Origin of the sequence: Pseudomonas fluorescens, from assembly GCF_041354075.1 — a bacterium.
Classification (GTDB): Bacteria; Pseudomonadota; Gammaproteobacteria; order Pseudomonadales; family Pseudomonadaceae; genus Aquipseudomonas; species Aquipseudomonas fluorescens_CE.
In genome coordinates this window covers 262771-280674 of sequence record NZ_JARZGC010000006.1, presented here as the reverse complement: position 1 = coordinate 280674, position 17904 = coordinate 262771, and the positions used below count along the sequence as shown (strand labels likewise).

13 protein-coding genes and 3 tRNA genes (1 of these 16 only partly in view) are annotated in these 17904 nt (G+C 60.1%); 11 read left to right on the top strand and 5 right to left on the bottom strand.

Annotated features, from left to right (window positions below):
• From QIW53_RS10745 to QIW53_RS10700, 10 genes are all read left to right on the top strand, one after another.
• Nucleotides 1–56 (top strand) — tRNA-His (locus QIW53_RS10745) (it extends 120 nt beyond the left edge of the window).
• A gap of 56 nt (nucleotides 57–112) precedes the next feature.
• Nucleotides 113–197: transfer RNA gene (locus QIW53_RS10740), tRNA-Leu, on the top strand.
• A 75-nt stretch (nucleotides 198–272) separates the two neighbouring features.
• Nucleotides 273–348 (top strand) — tRNA-His (locus tag QIW53_RS10735).
• 395 nt (nucleotides 349–743) lie between these two features.
• Complete coding sequence (gene tig, locus QIW53_RS10730) at nucleotides 744–2054, top strand: trigger factor (protein WP_371049619.1); 1311 nt, start codon at nucleotides 744–746, stop codon at nucleotides 2052–2054.
• 94 nt (nucleotides 2055–2148) lie between these two features.
• Nucleotides 2149–2784: an ATP-dependent Clp endopeptidase proteolytic subunit ClpP gene (gene clpP / locus QIW53_RS10725; protein WP_371049618.1), complete on the top strand. Its 636-nt coding sequence runs from the start codon at nucleotides 2149–2151 to the stop codon at nucleotides 2782–2784.
• A 113-nt stretch (nucleotides 2785–2897) separates the two neighbouring features.
• Entirely contained in the window at nucleotides 2898–4178 is a 1281-nt protein-coding gene (gene clpX / locus QIW53_RS10720) for an ATP-dependent Clp protease ATP-binding subunit ClpX (RefSeq protein WP_371049617.1), read from the top strand.
• A gap of 161 nt (nucleotides 4179–4339) precedes the next feature.
• Nucleotides 4340–6736, top strand: coding sequence for an endopeptidase La (gene lon / locus QIW53_RS10715; protein ID WP_192304527.1), 2397 nt, complete (start codon nucleotides 4340–4342; stop codon nucleotides 6734–6736).
• A gap of 148 nt (nucleotides 6737–6884) precedes the next feature.
• Complete coding sequence (locus tag QIW53_RS10710) at nucleotides 6885–7157, top strand: HU family DNA-binding protein (RefSeq protein ID WP_002552737.1); 273 nt, start codon at nucleotides 6885–6887, stop codon at nucleotides 7155–7157.
• Nucleotides 7158–7389: 232 nt separating this feature from the next.
• Nucleotides 7390–9261 (top strand): SurA N-terminal domain-containing protein, encoded by a 1872-nt coding sequence (locus tag QIW53_RS10705; RefSeq protein WP_371049616.1) that lies wholly within the window; start codon nucleotides 7390–7392, stop codon nucleotides 9259–9261.
• Nucleotides 9262–9531: 270 nt separating this feature from the next.
• Nucleotides 9532–10365 (top strand): DUF2242 domain-containing protein, encoded by an 834-nt coding sequence (locus QIW53_RS10700; RefSeq protein ID WP_371049615.1) that lies wholly within the window; start codon nucleotides 9532–9534, stop codon nucleotides 10363–10365.
• Nucleotides 10366–10702: 337 nt separating this feature from the next.
• On the opposite strand, the gene QIW53_RS10695 is transcribed toward QIW53_RS10700, so the two are convergent.
• Together QIW53_RS10695 and QIW53_RS10690 are read right to left on the bottom strand one after the other, a co-directional pair.
• Nucleotides 10703–11743 (bottom strand): AraC family transcriptional regulator, encoded by a 1041-nt coding sequence (locus QIW53_RS10695; protein WP_371049614.1) that lies wholly within the window; start codon nucleotides 11741–11743, stop codon nucleotides 10703–10705.
• Between the two features lie 3 nt (nucleotides 11744–11746).
• Nucleotides 11747–12874, bottom strand: a complete 1128-nt coding sequence (locus tag QIW53_RS10690; RefSeq protein WP_371049613.1) for a nitrilase-related carbon-nitrogen hydrolase — start codon at nucleotides 12872–12874, stop codon at nucleotides 11747–11749.
• A gap of 350 nt (nucleotides 12875–13224) precedes the next feature.
• Between QIW53_RS10690 and QIW53_RS10685 the strand changes: the two genes are divergently transcribed.
• A complete protein-coding gene (locus QIW53_RS10685) occupies nucleotides 13225–14232 on the top strand; it encodes an Ldh family oxidoreductase (RefSeq protein ID WP_371049612.1) in 1008 nt (335 codons plus the stop codon).
• Between the two features lie 124 nt (nucleotides 14233–14356).
• On the opposite strand, the gene abaF is transcribed toward QIW53_RS10685, so the two are convergent.
• The 3 genes from abaF to QIW53_RS10670 form a co-directional block, all read right to left on the bottom strand.
• Nucleotides 14357–15754, bottom strand: a complete 1398-nt coding sequence (gene abaF / locus QIW53_RS10680; protein WP_371049611.1) for a fosfomycin efflux MFS transporter AbaF — start codon at nucleotides 15752–15754, stop codon at nucleotides 14357–14359.
• Nucleotides 15755–15827: 73 nt separating this feature from the next.
• Nucleotides 15828–16745, bottom strand: a complete 918-nt coding sequence (locus tag QIW53_RS10675; protein ID WP_192304513.1) for a dihydrodipicolinate synthase family protein — start codon at nucleotides 16743–16745, stop codon at nucleotides 15828–15830.
• Nucleotides 16746–16872: 127 nt separating this feature from the next.
• Nucleotides 16873–17901: a trans-3-hydroxy-L-proline dehydratase gene (locus QIW53_RS10670; RefSeq protein ID WP_371049610.1), complete on the bottom strand. Its 1029-nt coding sequence runs from the start codon at nucleotides 17899–17901 to the stop codon at nucleotides 16873–16875.
• Nucleotides 17902–17904: the final 3 nt, after the last annotated feature.

Sequence of the window (17904 nt, the reverse complement as noted above, 5' to 3'; positions counted from 1 at the left end):
AGAGCACGGGATTGTGACTCCCGTTGTCGTGGGTTCGATCCCCATCGTCCACCCCATATTTCGAAAGGCGCCAGATTAACAGTCTGGCGCCTTTGCTTTAACAGCTTCATCTGCGGATGTGGTGGAATTGGTAGACACACTGGATTTAGGTTCCAGCGCCGCAAGGCGTAAGAGTTCGAGTCTCTTCATCCGCACCAGATAAGCTCCATTCATGCCGTTGGCCGGGTGGAGTTCGGCAAGGAAGGCTTCAGGCCTCCTTGTCATGCAATATGGTGGGCGTAGCTCAGTTGGTAGAGCACGGGATTGTGACTCCCGTTGTCGTGGGTTCGATCCCCATCGTCCACCCCATATTTCGAAAGGCGCCAGATTTAACAGTCTGGCGCCTTTTTTGTTTCAAGGGCTTCAGTGGCTGCGGGTCAAGCGCCACGCAAGCAGGGCGTTTCGTCGAATTTGTGTTTCTCGATGCTGCCGCGCTGCTTGTCGCTCCTGCTCGCAGGTGTGACAGTCGGGGTGTCGGTCGGCAAACGCTTCTATATATAGAAGGGTTGACGCAGAGCCCTGGCGTGAGGGGTTGTATTTGCTGTCGGGGCGGGGTGCATTGGCGCGTTCGCCCCTCTGAATGGCCTGCTGTATTTTTACCCGTTTTCAGTAGGGTGACTTCTTGAGTTTGACCCTCTAGAATGCATGCCCTTGATTCTTGGGTCGGTAACGGCCGGCTAACGTCTGTGCAACGAGGAATATCCATGCAAGTTTCTGTTGAAAATACTTCTGCTCTTGAGCGCCGCATGAGCATCACCGTGCCGGCGGAGCGCATCGAGACTCAGGTCAACAAGCGTCTGCAGCAGACTGCCCAGAAGGCCAAGATTGCCGGCTTCCGTCCTGGCAAGGTGCCAATGAGCGTGATTCGTCAGCGTTTCGGTGCTGATGCGCGTCAGGAAGCTGTGGGCGATGTGATCCAGTCCTCCTTCTATGAAGCTGTGGTTGAGCAGAAGCTGAACCCGGCAGGTTCGCCGTCGATCGAGCCGAAATCCCTGGAAGCTGGCAAGGACCTGGAATACGTAGCCGTATTCGAAGTGTTCCCTGAATTTACCGTTGCCGGTTTCGAAGGCATCGCCGTTGAGCGCTTGAGCGCCGACGTGGCAGACGCCGATCTGGACAAGATGCTGGACGTGCTGCGCAAGCAGAACACCCGTTTCGAAGTGGCCGATCGCGCTGCCCAGAACGATGACCAGCTGAACATCGATTTCGTTGGCAAGGTCGACGGTGAAGTATTCGCTGGCGGTTCCGCCAAGGGTACTCAACTGGTACTGGGTTCGGGTCGCATGATCCCTGGCTTCGAAGACGGTCTGGTCGGCGCCAAAGCCGGTGAAGAACGTGTTCTGAACCTGACGTTCCCAGAGGACTATCAGAACCTCGAGCTGGCCGGCAAGACGGCCGAGTTCACCGTGACTGTGAACACTGTTTCCGCGCCAACCCTGCCAGAGCTGAACGAAGAGTTCTTCGCTCAATTCGGCATCAAGGAAACCGGTCTGGAAGGCTTCCGCGCCGAAGTTCGCAAGAACATGGAACGTGAACTGCGTCAGGCGATCAAGTCCAAGGTGAAGAACCAGGTCATGGACGGTCTTCTGGCCTCCAACCCGATCGAAGTGCCAAAGGCTCTGCTGTCCAACGAAGTTGATCGTCTGCGCGTGCAGGCGGTTCAGCAGTTCGGCGGCAACATCAAGCCTGATCAACTGCCGGCCGAGCTGTTCGAAGAGCAAGCCAAACGCCGCGTTGTCCTGGGTCTGATCGTGGCTGAAGTGGTCAAGCAGTTCGACCTCAAGCCTGACGAAGCGCGCGTTCGCGACATGATTCAGGAAATGGCTTCGGCCTATCAGGAGCCTGAGCAGGTCGTGTCCTGGTACTACAAGAACGACCAGCAACTGAACGAAGTTCGTTCGGTTGTGCTGGAAGAGCAAGTTGTGGATACTGTTCTGCAGAAAGCTAGCGTGACCGACAAATCGGTCTCTTACGAAGAAGCGGTCAAGCCGGTAGAAGCTCCACAAGCCGACTGATTGTTGCTGCGTTAAGACGTACACACCATAAGCCAGCATTCGTGCTGGCTTATGCGTTTTCAAGACATAACTATTTTGGGAGTGACTGCAGAGCATGTTCCGTAATTCGTATATTCAGCAGAACTCTGATATCCAGGCCGCCGGCGGCCTGGTCCCGATGGTTGTCGAGCAGTCTGCTCGTGGCGAGCGCGCCTACGATATCTACTCGCGTCTTCTCAAGGAGCGAGTGATCTTCCTGGTTGGTCCGGTAGAGGACTACATGGCCAACCTGATCTGTGCGCAATTGCTGTTCCTTGAAGCGGAAAACCCGGACAAGGACATCCACCTCTATATCAACTCCCCAGGTGGCTCCGTGACTGCGGGCATGTCGATCTACGACACCATGCAGTTCATCAAGCCCAACGTATCGACCACCTGCATCGGCCAGGCCTGCAGCATGGGCGCTTTCCTGTTGACCGCCGGTGCTCCGGGCAAGCGTTACTGCCTGCCGAACTCGCGCGTGATGATTCACCAGCCACTGGGCGGTTTCCAGGGCCAGGCCTCGGATATCGAGATCCATGCCAAGGAAATCCTGTTCATCCGCGAGCGTCTGAACACGCTGATGGCGCGGCACAGCGGGCGTACCCTTGAAGAAATCGAGCGCGACACCAACCGCGATAACTTCATGAGTGCAGAAGCGGCGAAGGAATACGGCTTGATCGATGAAGTGATTACTTCGCGCCCAGCGTAAAATAAGCGGCTCAAAATAAGGCCTGGTCGGCGTGTCCGATCACCAGCGGGCTTGAAAAAGCCCGCGTTAGCCTTCATCTTGTGTTGCAAGCCTATCGGATTTGGATCGAACGAATGACTGACACCCGCAACGGCGAGGACAACGGCAAGCTGCTCTATTGCTCCTTCTGTGGCAAAAGCCAGCATGAAGTACGCAAGTTGATTGCCGGCCCCTCGGTCTTTATCTGCGACGAGTGCGTCGACCTGTGCAATGACATCATCCGTGAGGAGGTGCAGGAAGCACAGGCCGAAAGCAGCGCGCATAAATTGCCTTCGCCTAAAGAAATCAGCGGCATTCTTGATCAATACGTGATTGGTCAGGAACGCGCGAAAAAGATTCTGGCCGTAGCGGTGTACAACCACTACAAGCGTCTGAATCAACGTGACAAAAAGAATGACGACGTCGAACTCGGCAAGAGCAACATCCTGCTGATCGGCCCGACAGGCTCGGGTAAGACCCTGCTTGCCGAAACACTGGCACGCTTGCTGAACGTTCCGTTCACCATCGCCGACGCAACCACTCTCACCGAGGCGGGTTACGTGGGTGAAGATGTCGAGAACATCATTCAGAAGCTGCTGCAGAAGTGCGACTACGATGTGGAAAAAGCCCAGATGGGCATTGTCTACATCGATGAGATCGACAAGATCTCGCGCAAGTCCGATAACCCGTCCATCACCCGCGATGTTTCCGGTGAGGGCGTGCAGCAGGCCTTGCTCAAGTTGATCGAAGGTACGGTCGCCTCCGTTCCGCCCCAGGGTGGTCGCAAGCATCCGCAGCAGGAATTCCTGCAGGTCGATACCCGTAACATCCTGTTCATCTGTGGTGGTGCGTTCTCGGGTCTGGAAAAAGTCATCCAGAACCGTTCCACCAAGGGCGGCATCGGTTTCAACGCCGAAGTGCGCAGCAAGGAAGAAGGCAAGAAGGTGGGCGAGTCCCTGCGTGAAGTCGAGCCTGACGATCTGGTCAAGTTCGGTCTGATCCCGGAATTCGTCGGTCGTCTGCCGGTACTGGCTACCCTGGACGAGCTCGATGAGGCTGCCTTGATGCAGATCCTGACCGAGCCGAAGAATGCCTTGACCAAGCAATACGCCAAGCTGTTCGAGATGGAAGGCGTGGACCTGGAATTCCGGGCCGACGCACTGAAGTCGGTGGCCAAACGTGCCCTGGAACGCAAGACCGGTGCCCGTGGCCTGCGATCGATTCTCGAAGGTGTGCTGCTCGACACCATGTACGAAATTCCCTCGCAGTCCGAGGTGAGTAAAGTCGTGATCGATGAAAGCGTCATCGAGGGCAAGTCCAAGCCACTGTATATCTACGAGAACACAGAGCCTGCCAAGGCTGCGCCAGACGCTTGAGCGTCCCGCAGCTATAACAGGGAAGGGGCCTTCGGGCCCCTTTGCTTTTTCTGCATTTCAAGCCTGTCTTTGTGCTTGTTTTTTTCCAAGGCAGCCCCCATCTTGGTTTCAAGCTCAATTCCATCTGTTTCCGGCCTTGTGGCCGCCGTAGAGGCGAAATCATGAAGACAACCATCGAATTGCCTCTCCTGCCATTGCGTGATGTCGTGGTTTATCCGCACATGGTTATCCCGCTGTTCGTGGGGCGCGAGAAATCCATCGAAGCCCTCGAAGCTGCGATGACGGGTGACAAGCAGATCCTTCTGCTGGCCCAGAGAAACCCTGCCGACGACGATCCGGGTGAAGATGCACTTTATCGCGTGGGCACCATTGCGACCGTGCTGCAGCTGCTGAAGCTGCCTGATGGCACGGTCAAGGTTCTGGTAGAAGGCGAGCAACGCGGTACCGTTGAACGCTTCAGCGAAGTGGACGGGCACTGCCGTGCCGAAGTCTCGTTGATCGATGAGGTCGACGCGCCCGAGCGTGAATCCGAAGTGTTCGTGCGCAGCCTGCTGGCCCAGTTCGAACAATATGTGCAGTTGGGCAAGAAAGTCCCGGCTGAAGTCCTGTCGTCGCTCAACAGCATCGATGAGCCGGGCCGCCTGGTCGACACCATGGCCGCACACATGGCCCTGAAGATCGAGCAGAAGCAGGAAATCCTCGAAATCATCGATTTGTCGGCCCGGGTCGAGCACGTCCTGGCGCTGCTGGATGCCGAGATCGATCTGCTGCAAGTCGAAAAACGCATTCGCGGTCGCGTCAAGAAACAAATGGAGCGCAGTCAGCGCGAGTACTACCTGAACGAGCAGATGAAGGCCATTCAGAAAGAGCTCGGCGACAGCGACGAAGGCCATAACGAAATCGAAGAGCTGAAAAAGCGCATCGATGCCGCCGGCCTGCCCAAAGATGCCCTGGCCAAGGCCCAGGGTGAGCTGAACAAGCTCAAGCAGATGTCGCCAATGTCTGCGGAAGCGACCGTGGTGCGCTCGTACATCGACTGGCTGGTACAGGTGCCGTGGAAGGCTCAGAGCAAGGTGCGTCTGGACCTGGCGCGCGCCGAAGACATTCTCGACGCCGACCACTACGGTCTGGAAGAGGTCAAGGAGCGTATCCTCGAATACCTCGCCGTGCAGAAGCGCGTGAAGAAAATTCGCGGTCCGGTGTTGTGCCTGGTGGGTCCTCCGGGTGTGGGTAAAACCTCCCTGGCCGAATCGATCGCCCACGCCACCAACCGCAAATTCGTGCGCATGGCCTTGGGCGGCGTGCGCGATGAAGCGGAAATCCGTGGTCATCGCCGGACCTACATCGGTTCGATGCCAGGAAGATTGATTCAAAAGATGACAAAAGTCGGGGTCCGCAACCCGCTGTTCCTGCTCGATGAAATCGACAAGATGGGCAGCGACATGCGCGGCGATCCGGCGTCGGCGTTGCTGGAGGTGCTCGATCCGGAGCAGAACCACAACTTCAACGATCACTACCTGGAAGTCGACTACGACCTGTCGGATGTGATGTTCCTGTGCACCTCGAACTCCATGAACATTCCGCCGGCGCTGCTGGACCGGATGGAAGTCATTCGCCTGCCGGGTTACACCGAAGACGAGAAGATCAACATTGCCGTCAAATACCTCTCGCCCAAGCAGATCACGGCCAACGGCCTGAAAAAAGGCGAGCTGGAATTCGAAGAAGACGCTATCCGTGACATCATCCGCTACTACACCCGCGAAGCCGGTGTACGTGGGCTGGAGCGCCAGATTGCCAAGGTTTGCCGCAAGGCGGTCAAGGAGCATGCCCTGGAAAAACGCTTCTCGGTGAAGGTCACCGCGTCGATGCTCGAGGATTTCCTGGGCGTGCGTAAATTCCGCTACGGCCTGGCTGAATCCCAGGATCAGATCGGTCAGGTGACCGGCCTGGCGTGGACCCAGGTGGGTGGCGAATTGCTGACCATCGAAGCCGCCGTCGTGCCGGGCAAAGGCCAGTTGATCAAGACCGGTTCGTTGGGTGACGTGATGGTCGAGTCCATTACTGCGGCCCAGACCGTCGTGCGCAGCCGGGCGAAGAGCCTGGGAATTCCCCTGGACTTCCACGAGAAGCGCGACACGCACATCCACATGCCGGAAGGGGCGACCCCGAAAGACGGCCCAAGCGCGGGCGTAGGCATGTGCACGGCACTGGTATCGGCGTTGACCGGCATCCCGGTGCGCGCAGATGTCGCAATGACCGGCGAAATCACCCTGCGTGGTCAGGTATTGGCGATCGGCGGCTTGAAGGAAAAACTGCTCGCGGCGCACCGCGGCGGGATCAAGACCGTGATCATTCCTGAAGAGAATGTCCGCGATTTGAAGGAAATTCCGGACAATATCAAGCAGGATCTGCAGATTAAACCGGTTAAATGGATTGACGAGGTCCTGCAAATTGCGCTGCAATACGCGCCGGAGCCCTTGCCGGATGTGGCTCCCGAGATAGTCGCCAAGGATGAAAAACGCGAGTCTGACTCTAAGGAAAGAATTAGCACGCATTAATACGCATTTGCCTGGGGGGCTTGTTGACAGCTTTTTAGAGCCCTTGTTATAAAGCGGCTCTTAAGTGTCTGTAGGCCATTCAGCACTCGTTTTTGCTTTCACCAAAAAACTTAGAATCATACTCAAATAGATATAAGGGGACTTTAGAGTGAACAAGTCGGAACTGATTGATGCTATCGCTGCATCCGCTGATATCCCGAAAGCTGCTGCTGGCCGTGCGCTGGACGCTGTAATCGAATCCGTCACTGGCGCTCTCAAGGCTGGCGACTCCGTAGTTCTGGTGGGTTTCGGTACTTTCTCCGTCACCGATCGTCCTGCTCGCATCGGTCGTAACCCTCAGACCGGTAAGACGCTGGAAATCGCAGCCGCTAAAAAACCAGGTTTCAAAGCCGGTAAAGCGCTGAAAGAAGCTGTCAACTAAGTTGATTCAGGTTTTACCTGTCCAGGTCGGGCTGCAAGCCTGACCTGGCAGCGGAGCGGTAGGCCAGCCGGCAGATTGCCGGTCCGAGACACCAAGGGTCGCAAATTCGAATTCTTGGTCCGCTTCGCCAGTTACGAGAAGGCGCATCCTCGGATGCGCCTTTCTTCTATCCGGATTCTACCCACGCTCCACGGTTGCCTATTTTTGAAGTTCAACCGTTTCTGGGGGACGCATGCTGCAAAATATCAGGGACAATTCACAAGGCTGGATTGCCAAGACCATTATCGGGGTCATCGTTGTTCTGATGGCCTTGACCGGTTTCGACGCCATTTTTCAGGCGACGACGCACAAGAACGATGCGGCGAAGGTCAATGGCGACGAAATCAGCCAGAACGAGCTGAGCCAGGCGGTTGATATGCAACGCCGTCAGCTCATGCAACAGCTGGGCAAGGATTTCGATGCGTCCTTGCTGGACGAGAAAATGTTGCGCGAATCGGCTCTCAAGGGCCTGATCGATCGCAAGCTGCTGCTGCAAGGCGCAGAAAAATCCAAATTCGCTTTCTCCGAGGGCGCATTGGACCAGGTGATTCTGCAGACACCTGAATTCCAGGTGGACGGCAAATTCAGTCCAGAGCGTTTCGACCAGGTGATCCGTCAACTCGGCTACAGCCGTATGCAATTCCGCCAGATGCTGGCTCAGGAAATGCTCATCGGTCAGTTGCGCGCGGGCCTGGCCGGTAGCGGTTTCGTGACCGATGCCCAGGTTCTGGCCTTCGCCCGTCTGGAAAAGCAGACCCGGGATTTCGCTTCCCTGGACGTCAAGGCTGACCCGGCTGCGGTTAAGTTGACCGACGATGAGGTCAAGGCTTACTACGACGAGCACGCCAAGGAATTCATGACGCCTGATCAGGTGATCATCGATTACATCGAGTTGAAGAAGTCGTCCTTCTTCGATCAGGTTGCCGTCAAGGACGAAGACCTGCAGGCGGCGTATCAGAAAGAAATCGCCAACCTGTCCGAGCAACGCCGGGCTGCGCACATTCTGATCGAAGTGAACGACAAGACGACCGACGCGCAAGCCAAGGCCAAGATCGACGAAATCGCGGCTCGTCTGGCCAAGGGTGAGAAGTTCGAGGCCCTGGCCAAGGAACTGTCCCAGGACCCGGGTTCGGCGAACAACGGCGGTGACCTCGGTTTTGCCGGCCCTGGCGTCTACGATCCAGCGTTCGAAACCGCGCTGTACGCACTGAGCAAGGATCAGGTGTCCGCACCGGTGCGTACTGACTTCGGTTATCACCTGATCAAGCTGCTGGGTGTCGAAGCGCCGGAAGTACCGACCTTCGCCAGCCTGAAAGACAAGCTGACCCGCGAGTTGAAAACCCAGCAGGTCGAACAGCGTTTCGTCGAGGCGACCAAGCAATTGGAAGATTCGTCGTTCGAGTCCTCCGACCTGGCCCAGCCGGCGCAGGACCTGAAGCTGACCGTCCACACCTCCAAGCCGTTCGGCCGTGAAGGTGGCGAGGGTGTTACCGCCAACCGTGCGGTGATCGCTGCGGCGTTCAGTCCTGAAGTGCTGGATGAGGGTGCCAACAGCACCGCCATCGAGCTCGATCCCGAAACCGTGATCGTGCTGCGCGCAAAGGAGCACCTCAAGCCTTCGCAGTTGCCGCTGGAAAGCGTGTCTGCCGCCATCCGTGGCCAGTTGACCAAGGAGCACGCCAGTGCCGATGCCAAGACCCGGGCTGACAAGCTGATCGCCGACCTGCGCGATGGCAAGGCGCCACTGGACAAGGCCATCGACGGTCAGAACTGGAAGGTCACCACTGGCGCCACCCGCGCTCAGGAGGGGGTTGACCCGACTGTGCTGCAGGCGCTGTTCCGCATGCCGAAGCCGGCTGTCAAGGACAAGCCGACCTTCAGCAGCGTGACCCTGGCGGATGGCAGCCTGGTGATCGTGCGCCTCAACGGCGTCAACGAAGCTGCCGCTCCGACTGACGAAGAGAAAGCGCAATACCGTCGCTTCCTTGCCTCGCGTGTCGGCCAGCAGGACTTCGCGGCGTACCGCAAGCAGTTGGAAGCCGAAGCGGACATCCAGCGCTACTGAAGCCTGGCGGAGTGAAAAAACCCAACGCAGTTTGTTTGATGCGTTGGGTTTTTTTTTGCGGTTTGTAGGAGCGAGCATGCTCGCGATGGACGTTAACGATGACGCGGGCAGCCTGATACCCCTCGGTGCTCTGGCATCCATCGCGAGCATGCTCGCTCCTGCAGGGGGCGGGTTGGTAATCCTGTAACTGTTTCAAGACACTAATCGATGCGACGCTAAGCAACGATCTGTTGCACAATACCCGTCGGACCGTTTTCATCAGGATGCTCAATGTTTACATCATTTCCCGTACGGGTTGTCGGACTGGCGTTGGTGCTGGCCGCTGCAGCCGGTTGCTCGTCGAAGAAAGCCGCGATCTACGAGCATGAGAACTTTGATGATTCCGGGACGTTTTCGCGCAACTACCCGGTGACCGACAAGCAGAGCTGCGAAGCCGCTCGTCGTGCCCTGCTCAGTCAGGGTTACATCATCACCAGCAGCGATCCGAAGCTGATCGCCGGTCACAAGAGCTTCCAGCAGACCGGCGAGACGCACATGGAGATCAGCTTCAACGTGGTCTGTGCCGACGACGGCAGCGAAGGGCATCACGCGACCATGTTCGCCAACGCCCTGCAGGACAGTTACGCACTGAAGAAAAGCAGTAACTCCGCCAGCCTTGGGGTGGGCGTCCTGGGTTCGGTGTCGATGCCGATCGGCTCCTCCGATGACTCGATGGTCAAGGTCGCCAGCGAAACCGTTTCGTCTTCGAAGTTCTACGAGCGCTTCTTTGCCTTGGTCGAGTCGTTCCTGCCCGCTGAAGCGAAGAAAGCCGCGCATATCGAAGAGAAACCCAAGACCGATCTGGGTGTGCCCGAGCCGCAGGCCACGCCGGCTCCATTGGTGCCTGAGCCGGCCCCTGCTGCCGAACCGACCCCGACCCCAGCGTCATCGGCAGAGCCAGCACCGGCGGCCTCGGAGCCTGCCTCGCAGCCGATGGCCGCACCACCAGAGCCGGAGCCGGTGACCCCGGCGCAAAGCACCGAACCGGCCCCGACGTCGGAAACCATCTCGCCACCGCCGCCATCGGACCTGCCACCCCCGAGCGAGCCGATCCCGGCGCTGTGATCGGCGCGCAGGGTGTTCCGGGATCAGCTGACAATCGGTGATCCCGGACCGCGTTCACGCGCAACGCTCGTCAAGGCAGGCCCAGTCCTGCAATCTGCCGTAAAGAAATCCTGTGATAAATCCCTGACCCGCTGCTACGTTTATTCAGTAGCGACGAGGGGCCGTGCGCGTCATTTTTCTTTCATGCGGGCACTTTATGCTCGGGACGCGGGTCAGTCATACAGGCATTTAATCAAGAGGATTCAACATGGACGAATACCAGGAAGAGCTGCTCGAATACCAGGCGTTTGAACTCGACCCACTGGAACCGGCTGAAGACGCGACCGAGCTGTAGGCGTCAGGCGGATTGACGGTGACTACGGCGAAACTCGCCGGGTGTCTGACCGCTCCAGCGTTTGAATGCGCGTTGAAACGCTTCGGCTGAGGCAAAGCCCAGCAGGTAGGCGATTTCCCCGAACGCCAGTTCGGTGTCGCGAATGTACGTCATGGCCAGGTCGCGACGGGTGTCATTGAGGATTGCGCGAAACTGCGTACCTTCCTCGGCCAGTCTGCGACGCAAGGTCCAGGTAGGCAGCTTCAGGCGTGCCGCCACTTCTTCCAGGTCGGGTTCCCGACCACCATTGAGCAACGGGCCCAGTAACTGAGTGATGCGTTCACGCAGGCTGCGGGTGCGTGTCAGTTGCTCCAGTTCCCGTTCACACAGTTGCAGCAGATGCCGCCAGGTACTGGGGCAGTGCACCGGGTTGCGCAGGGCGAGGGTGTCCAGGCCGAAGCGCAACTGGTTCTGTTCTGCGCCGAACTGGATCGGGCAATCGCCCAGCGCGCCGTAGGCCTCGCGATAATCCGGTTCAGCGAATTCGATCTCGATACGGTCGGCGCGCAGCGGTGTAGCGCTGACGCTGGACAATTGCTGCAGCCAGCCAGCGATGATCGAGTCCACCACGAAGCGGTTGTAGGCGTTGTACGGGCTGATGGAGTAGAACCGCAGCCAGGCACCCTGGGCGTCTTCATGAAAGCTCGATTGGCCACGATAGTTGGAGCCGTACAAGGCTTCGAAGCGAATCAGGCAGCGCGCGGCTTCCCGTACGGTCGGTGCCTGCGCGGCGGTGACGCCGGCCAGCCCCGCCTGGCTCAGGCGGCTGAGCTGACCCATACGCAAGCCCAGGCCCGGGTTGTCGGTCAGTTGAATCGCGCTGTGTCCCAGGCGCATGTAGCGGGGGATCGACAGGCGTGCGCAGGCTTCGCCCAGTCGCGCCGAGTCCAGGCCATATTGCTCAAGCAGGGGTTGCGGGTCGATGCCGTGGCTGCGCACCGCATCGGCGAGGCTGTGAACGAAGCCGACCGACAGGTCGCCAAGGCGCATCGTCGATGGTTTCATCCCTTACAACCACAGGTTCAGCAAACGCGCACCGCGAACCGGCTCGCTGGCGAAATGTTGCCCATCACGGCTGAGGAAACTCTGGCCGGCGCTGCTCTGGTCCCAGAACTGTCCGCGCAGAAATACGCTCATGCCGGCGATGGCCTGACTGCCGGGTTGCGCCGTCAGTGTCAGGCGCTGCCAGGCCTGGCCTTCACTGACTTCACCGGCCTTGAGTGAGACGGAGGCTGGCGGAGTGCCCTTGTAACCGTGCCAAGGCTGATCCCAGGTGCCACGACCGTTGACGAACGCCGGGACGGCGACCAGCTGGACGCCTTGGTCGTCGAGCTGCCGGTAGTTGTCCGGGTACCAGCTGTCGCGGCCGATCAGCACGCCGAGGCGCCCGGCCGGCGTGTCGACCACGGTCAGGGGCGGTGGGTTGTGCTGGGCGGCCGTCACGTCGCTTCGGGCGAACACCGGGTGCATCTGACGCTGGGGCTGGCCGATGGGGACGCCGTCGCTGCCAAAGACAAGGCTGCTGTTGTACAGCGCGCCGTGGCCCACTTTCAGGCTGCCGTCGATGATGCTCGGTTCGGGCAATACGATGGAACCGGCGACCAGGGTCACATGGAATTCTTTCGCCAGGCCACCGAACAGCGCCTGGTAATCCCTGGCCATGCCCTTGGCTTTCATGCGCAAGTGCGCGTCGTCGAGGCGGTTTTCACCCCTGGCGGTGATCAGGGCGCGCAGGAACTGCACAGGGTTGCTCACCGCCAGCCAGTTCATGGCCTCCTGGATGGTATTGGCCTGGTACAGCTCGTCTTTTTCACCGCTGATCATCAACCAGGTGCCGACATGTTCGGGTAACACGACGATGGTTTTTTCGTTCAACAGGCCTTGTGACTGGGCTTTTTGCAGATAGGCGGCAAGTTTGCGGCGCAGGCGATCGGGGCTTTGATAGTCGGTGGGAAACAGCTCCGGCTGGATCCCGAGCAGGTTGCCGCGCCCGGCGGGCGTGCCTTGATCGATGGCCAGGTCGATCCGCAGGTCCGACAGGTAATGCCCCGGTGGGCGATCCGCCGCCCACATGGCGTAGGTCGTCAGGGCGGCGATCAACGCCATGGAGAACGTCAGGTACAAAAGTTTGCGCATGGGAAAACAGTGACAGCCGTGTACAGGGTGGGTGATCTGGCATTCAGCCTGGGTTCGAGGCTACGGTAAAACAACGGCTTAGGGGGAGATCAAGCCCGGTTTTTTTCATTTATTTTGTTGTTCATCTGGCAGTTGTCGATATCGAAGGCACCTCCCATCCCTGTGGGAGCGGGCTTGCCCGCGATGACGGCGGCACCGGCGCTGCGAGGGTGACTGTCAGACCGCTATCGCGAGCAAGCCCGCTCCCACAGCGGGCCAATGTGCCGAATTCGTCACCGTCCCTGCCTAAACCGATCAAGCCTGGGCGCGGCGACTGCGCCAGTCTGGACGGTCTGTTCAAGGAGTGGATTATGATCCGACTGACCCTGGCCGAGGCTCGCGAGCTGGCCGAATCGATCTTGTTGCACAACGGTTTCAACGCTGCCCACGCCCAGGCCGTGACGGCCACGGTGATTGCCGGCGAGCGTGACGGCTGCGCCTCCCACGGCCTGTACCGGGTGCTGGGCTGCGTGAATTCGCTCAGGGCGGGCAAGGTGGCAGCCGCTGCCGAGCCGCAGGTGATCGATCAGGCGCCGTCGGTCGTGCGTGTCGATGCCGCCGGCGGATTCTCGCAGCTGGCGTTCCAGGCCGGGCTGCCGTTGCTGATGGAGAAAACCCGGGCCAACGGCATCGCCGCGCTGGCGATCAACCGCTGTGTGCATTTTTCGGCGCTGTGGGTCGAGATCGAGCAACTGACCGCCGCCGGGCTCGTGGCCCTGGCCTGCAACCCCAGCCATGCCTGGGTCGCGCCGGCGGGTGGCCATCAACCGGTGTTTGGCACCAACCCCATTGCGTTCGGCTGGCCGCGTCCGGGCAAGGAGCCGTTTGTCTTCGACTTCGCCACCAGTGCGATTGCCCGGGGCGACATCGAATTGCATCGACGCGCGGGCAAGTCGATTCCCGAGGGCTGGGGCGTGGACGCGCAGGGGCAGCCGAGCACCGATGCCAACGTGGTGCTCGATGCCGGCGCGATGCTGACGTTCGGTGGGCACAAAGGCTCGGCGCTGGCGGCCATGGTCGAACTGATCGCCGGGCCGTTGATCGGTGACCTCACCAGTGCCGAATCACTGGCATACGACGCTGGCAGCAAGTCCTCGCCTTACCATGGCGAACTGATCATCGCTTTCGATCCACAGCGTTTTCTCGGTGAGGCCAGCGGGCATCACCTGGCACGGGCCGAAGTGTTGTTCGAGAGCATCCAGGGCCAGGGCGCACGGTTGCCGTCGCAGCGGCGGTATGAGGCGCGCGCGCGCAGCCTGGTGGAAGGCGTGCAGATCCCCGAGACGTTGTATCAGGATCTGCAGGCGATGCTGGGATAGGACAGCCGGGAGGAGAAGAGAGCGCCACCGATTGGCAGTGGCTGGCGCTCAGGCAGATTCCTGCGATGAAGGCATGTGATATCGGCTGCGGGAGCCCGTGAACCGGCTCCCGCAGGGTCGCACGTCAGGCCAGCGAACCGTCCGGGCGGGTGGCACCCGCCGCGTTGCCGTTGACGGCGGCGACGCGCGCGGCGGACTCGCTGTCGACCAGATGCAGCGACTTGCCACGGGTTTCCCGGGTCAGGCCGACGGCGACGATGGAGATCAGCGAAGCGGCGACCAGATACAACGCGATGGGCGTCGAGCTCTGGTACTTGTTGAGCAGGGTGATGGCGATCAGTGGCGCGAGAGAGCCGGCGAAGATCGGCGCCACCTGGTAGCACAGCGACAACGCGGTGTAGCGCACGTGGGTGGGGAACATTTCGGCCATCAACGCCGAGTAGGGCGCGTAGGTCATCGACTCGATGGCCAGGCCTAGGGTGATGGCGGCCATGATCAGCCAGGCGTTGCCGGTGTCCATCATCGGGAAGCCGACGAAGCCCCAGAATGCAGTGAGCACCGCGCCGGTCAGGTACACCGGTTTGCGCCCCACCAGGTCGGACAGGTAGCCCATCAGCGGAATCATGAAGAAGTGCAGCAGGTGGGCACCGAACATCAGCAACAGAATCTCCGTCGTGTCCTTGTGCACCACCAGTTTCAGGTAGGTGATCGAGAACGTCACGACGGTGTAGTAGAGGATGTTTTCGGCGAACCGTGCGCCGATGCCGACCAGCACCGAGCGCCAGTGGTGGCGCAGCACTTCGACGACGCCCAGTTGCTGTTGTTTTGTCTGCGCCTGACGGACCTGGGCTTCCTTGAAAATCGGCGCGTCATCGACGCTGGTGCGAATCCAGTAGCCGATCAACACCACGACCGCCGAGAACCAGAACGCCACGCGCCAGCCCCAGGCGAGGAAGGCTTCCTCCGACAGGTTCGACGACAACAACAGCAAGGCCACCGTCGCCACCAGGTTGCCCGCCGGTACTCCGGCTTGCGGCCAACTGGCCCAGAAGCCCCGGCGATTGTCCGGGCAGTGCTCGGACACCAGCAAGATCGCACCGCCCCATTCGCCACCGAAGGCGAAGCCCTGGATCAGTCGCAACAACACCAGCAGCACCGGCGCGGCGTAGCCGATTTCGTTGAAGCCGGGCAGGCAACCCATCAGGAAGGTGGTGATGCCGACCACCACCAGGCTCAACTGCAGCAGGCGCTTGCGCCCGAACTTGTCACCGTAGTGACCGAACACCAGGCCGCCCAGCGGGCGGGCGAGGAAGCCCACGGCATACAGGGCAAAAGCGGCGATGATGCCGTCGATGGCGCTGCCGGTCTGGCGGAAGAACAGCTGGCCGAAGACCAGTGCCGAAGCGGTGCCATAAAGGAAGAATTCATACCATTCGGCGACGGTACCGGCCATGGCGGCGGCCACGACACGCTTGAGTCCCGACGGTGTGGTTGCGCTTGAGGCGTGTTGAGTGTTGGGCATGCTGACGTTTCCTGTAGCGGCGCAAAAAAACAGGCAACCGGGCCGGGTCCGCGAGGACCCGCCCGGCAATCACTCAGAGACCGACGTCCGGCAGGTGCGGACGGTTGGCCAGGGCCTTGGCCATGATCTGCTCGACGAACACGCGATCGGCTTCCGGCAGGGCCAGGCGTGGCGGACGGGTCAGCGCGCTGCCGCGACCGGCGATGGCTTCGCACAACTTGATGCATTGCACCAGGTCGGCGCGGGCGTCCAGGTGCAGGATCGGCATCAGCCATTCGTAGATCGGCATGGCTTCGGCAAAGCGACCGGCCTTGGCCAGGCGGAAGATGGTTTCGCCTTCTTTCGGGAACACGTTGGACATGCCCGATACCCAGCCTTCAGCGCCCACGGCGATGCTTTCCAGCACCACGTCGTCGAGGCCGGCGAACAGCACGAAACGGTCACCGACTTCATTGCGTACGTCGATGAAGCGGCGGGTGTCACCCGAGGAATCCTTGAAACACACCACGTTGTCGCAGTCGGCCAGGGAAATCAGGATGTCCGGGGTCACGTCGTTTTTGTAGATCGGCGGGTTGTTGTAGACCATCAGCGGCACGTCGGCGTTTTTTGCCACGTAGCGGTAATGCTCGGCGGTTTCGAACGGCTTGGAACCGTAGACCAGCGCCGGCATCAGCATCACGCCATCGACACCGACCTTGCGCACCGAGTTGGCCACCTTGGCCGCTTGCACGCTGGTGAACTCGGCCACGCCGCAGATCACCGGCACACGACCGCGCGAGGCATCGACCGCCACTTCGGTCACAGCGATTTTTTCTTCGGCGGTCAGCGAGGTGTTTTCACCGACCGAACCGCACACCACCAGCCCCGACACGCCGTCACGAATGACGTTGGAAATCACCTCGTGGGTTTTTTCCAGGTTGATCGAGAAGTCGTCGTTGAATTGAGTGGTCACGGCGGGAAATACGCCACTCCAGTTAATGCGCTTGCTCATTGTTGCCTCCGGGGTTGTTAATTGTATTTCGTATACGATATTTAAAATGAAGCAAATCGGCTAGTGCTATTTCGGTTTTTTCAGGATTTTCGTGGGCCGTCGGTCCGGCTGAGCAGCGCGGCTGCGTTCAGGCGCCGGGCCAGGTGTCCGAGAGCCGGTAGCCTTGAGGCCATGGATCGCTCGGGTCGAGCAGCAACTGGTGAGTGCCGGTGACCCACGCCCGCCCGGAAATGCACGGGTAGATGGCGGGGCGGCCCGCTACTTCGGTCAGCGAGTCAATGCGGCAGTGGAATTCGGAACCGATGATCGAGCGACCGATGAAGCGATCACCCACCTGCATCAAGCCTTTGGCCTGCAACACCGCCATGCGTGCCGAACAACCGGTGCCAGTGGGCGAGCGGTCGATCTTGCCCGGTTGAATCACCACCGCGTTGGCGCCGGTGGCGATGCCGTTCTCGTGGACCAGGGGCGCCGCGATCTGGCAGAAGGAAATGTGCGACCACTCCGGGTTCAGCGGGTGGGTAAAGCCCAGTTGCTCGTTGGCGGCCCGGGTGATTTTCAGCCCCACGGCCACCAGGTCGGCGGCTTCGTCGGGGCGGATGGCAAAGCCCAGGCCCTGGGCGTCGGCGATCACGAAGCTGTCGCCGCCATACGCGGTGTCGACCTTGAGCGAACCGAGGCCTTCGACCTCGATCCATGCATCGAGGCGATCGGCAAAGGACGGCACGTTCCTGACTTCCACCCGCTCGACTTTGCCGTCACGGCAGTCGGCAACCGCCTCGATCAGGCCGCCAGGCGCTTCGAGCACCAGGCGAGTCTGGGGTTCGGTCATCGGCAGGATGCCGGTGTCGAGCAACACCGTGGCCACGCACAGGGAATTGGAGCCGGACATCGGTGGCGTGTCCGCCGGTTCCATGATGATCCAGGCCATCTGCGCCCGCGGGTCCTTGGCCGGCACCAGCAGGTTGACGTGGCGGAACACACCGCCACGGGGTTCGTTGAGCACGAAGTTGCGCAGGGTTTCATCCCGCGCGATCCAGCGCGACTGTTCCCACACGGTGGCGCCGGGCGGTGGGGCGACGCCGCCGACGATGACGTCGCCGACTTCACCTTCGGCGTGGCAGCTGACTACGTGAATCACTTTTGATGAGCGCATGGG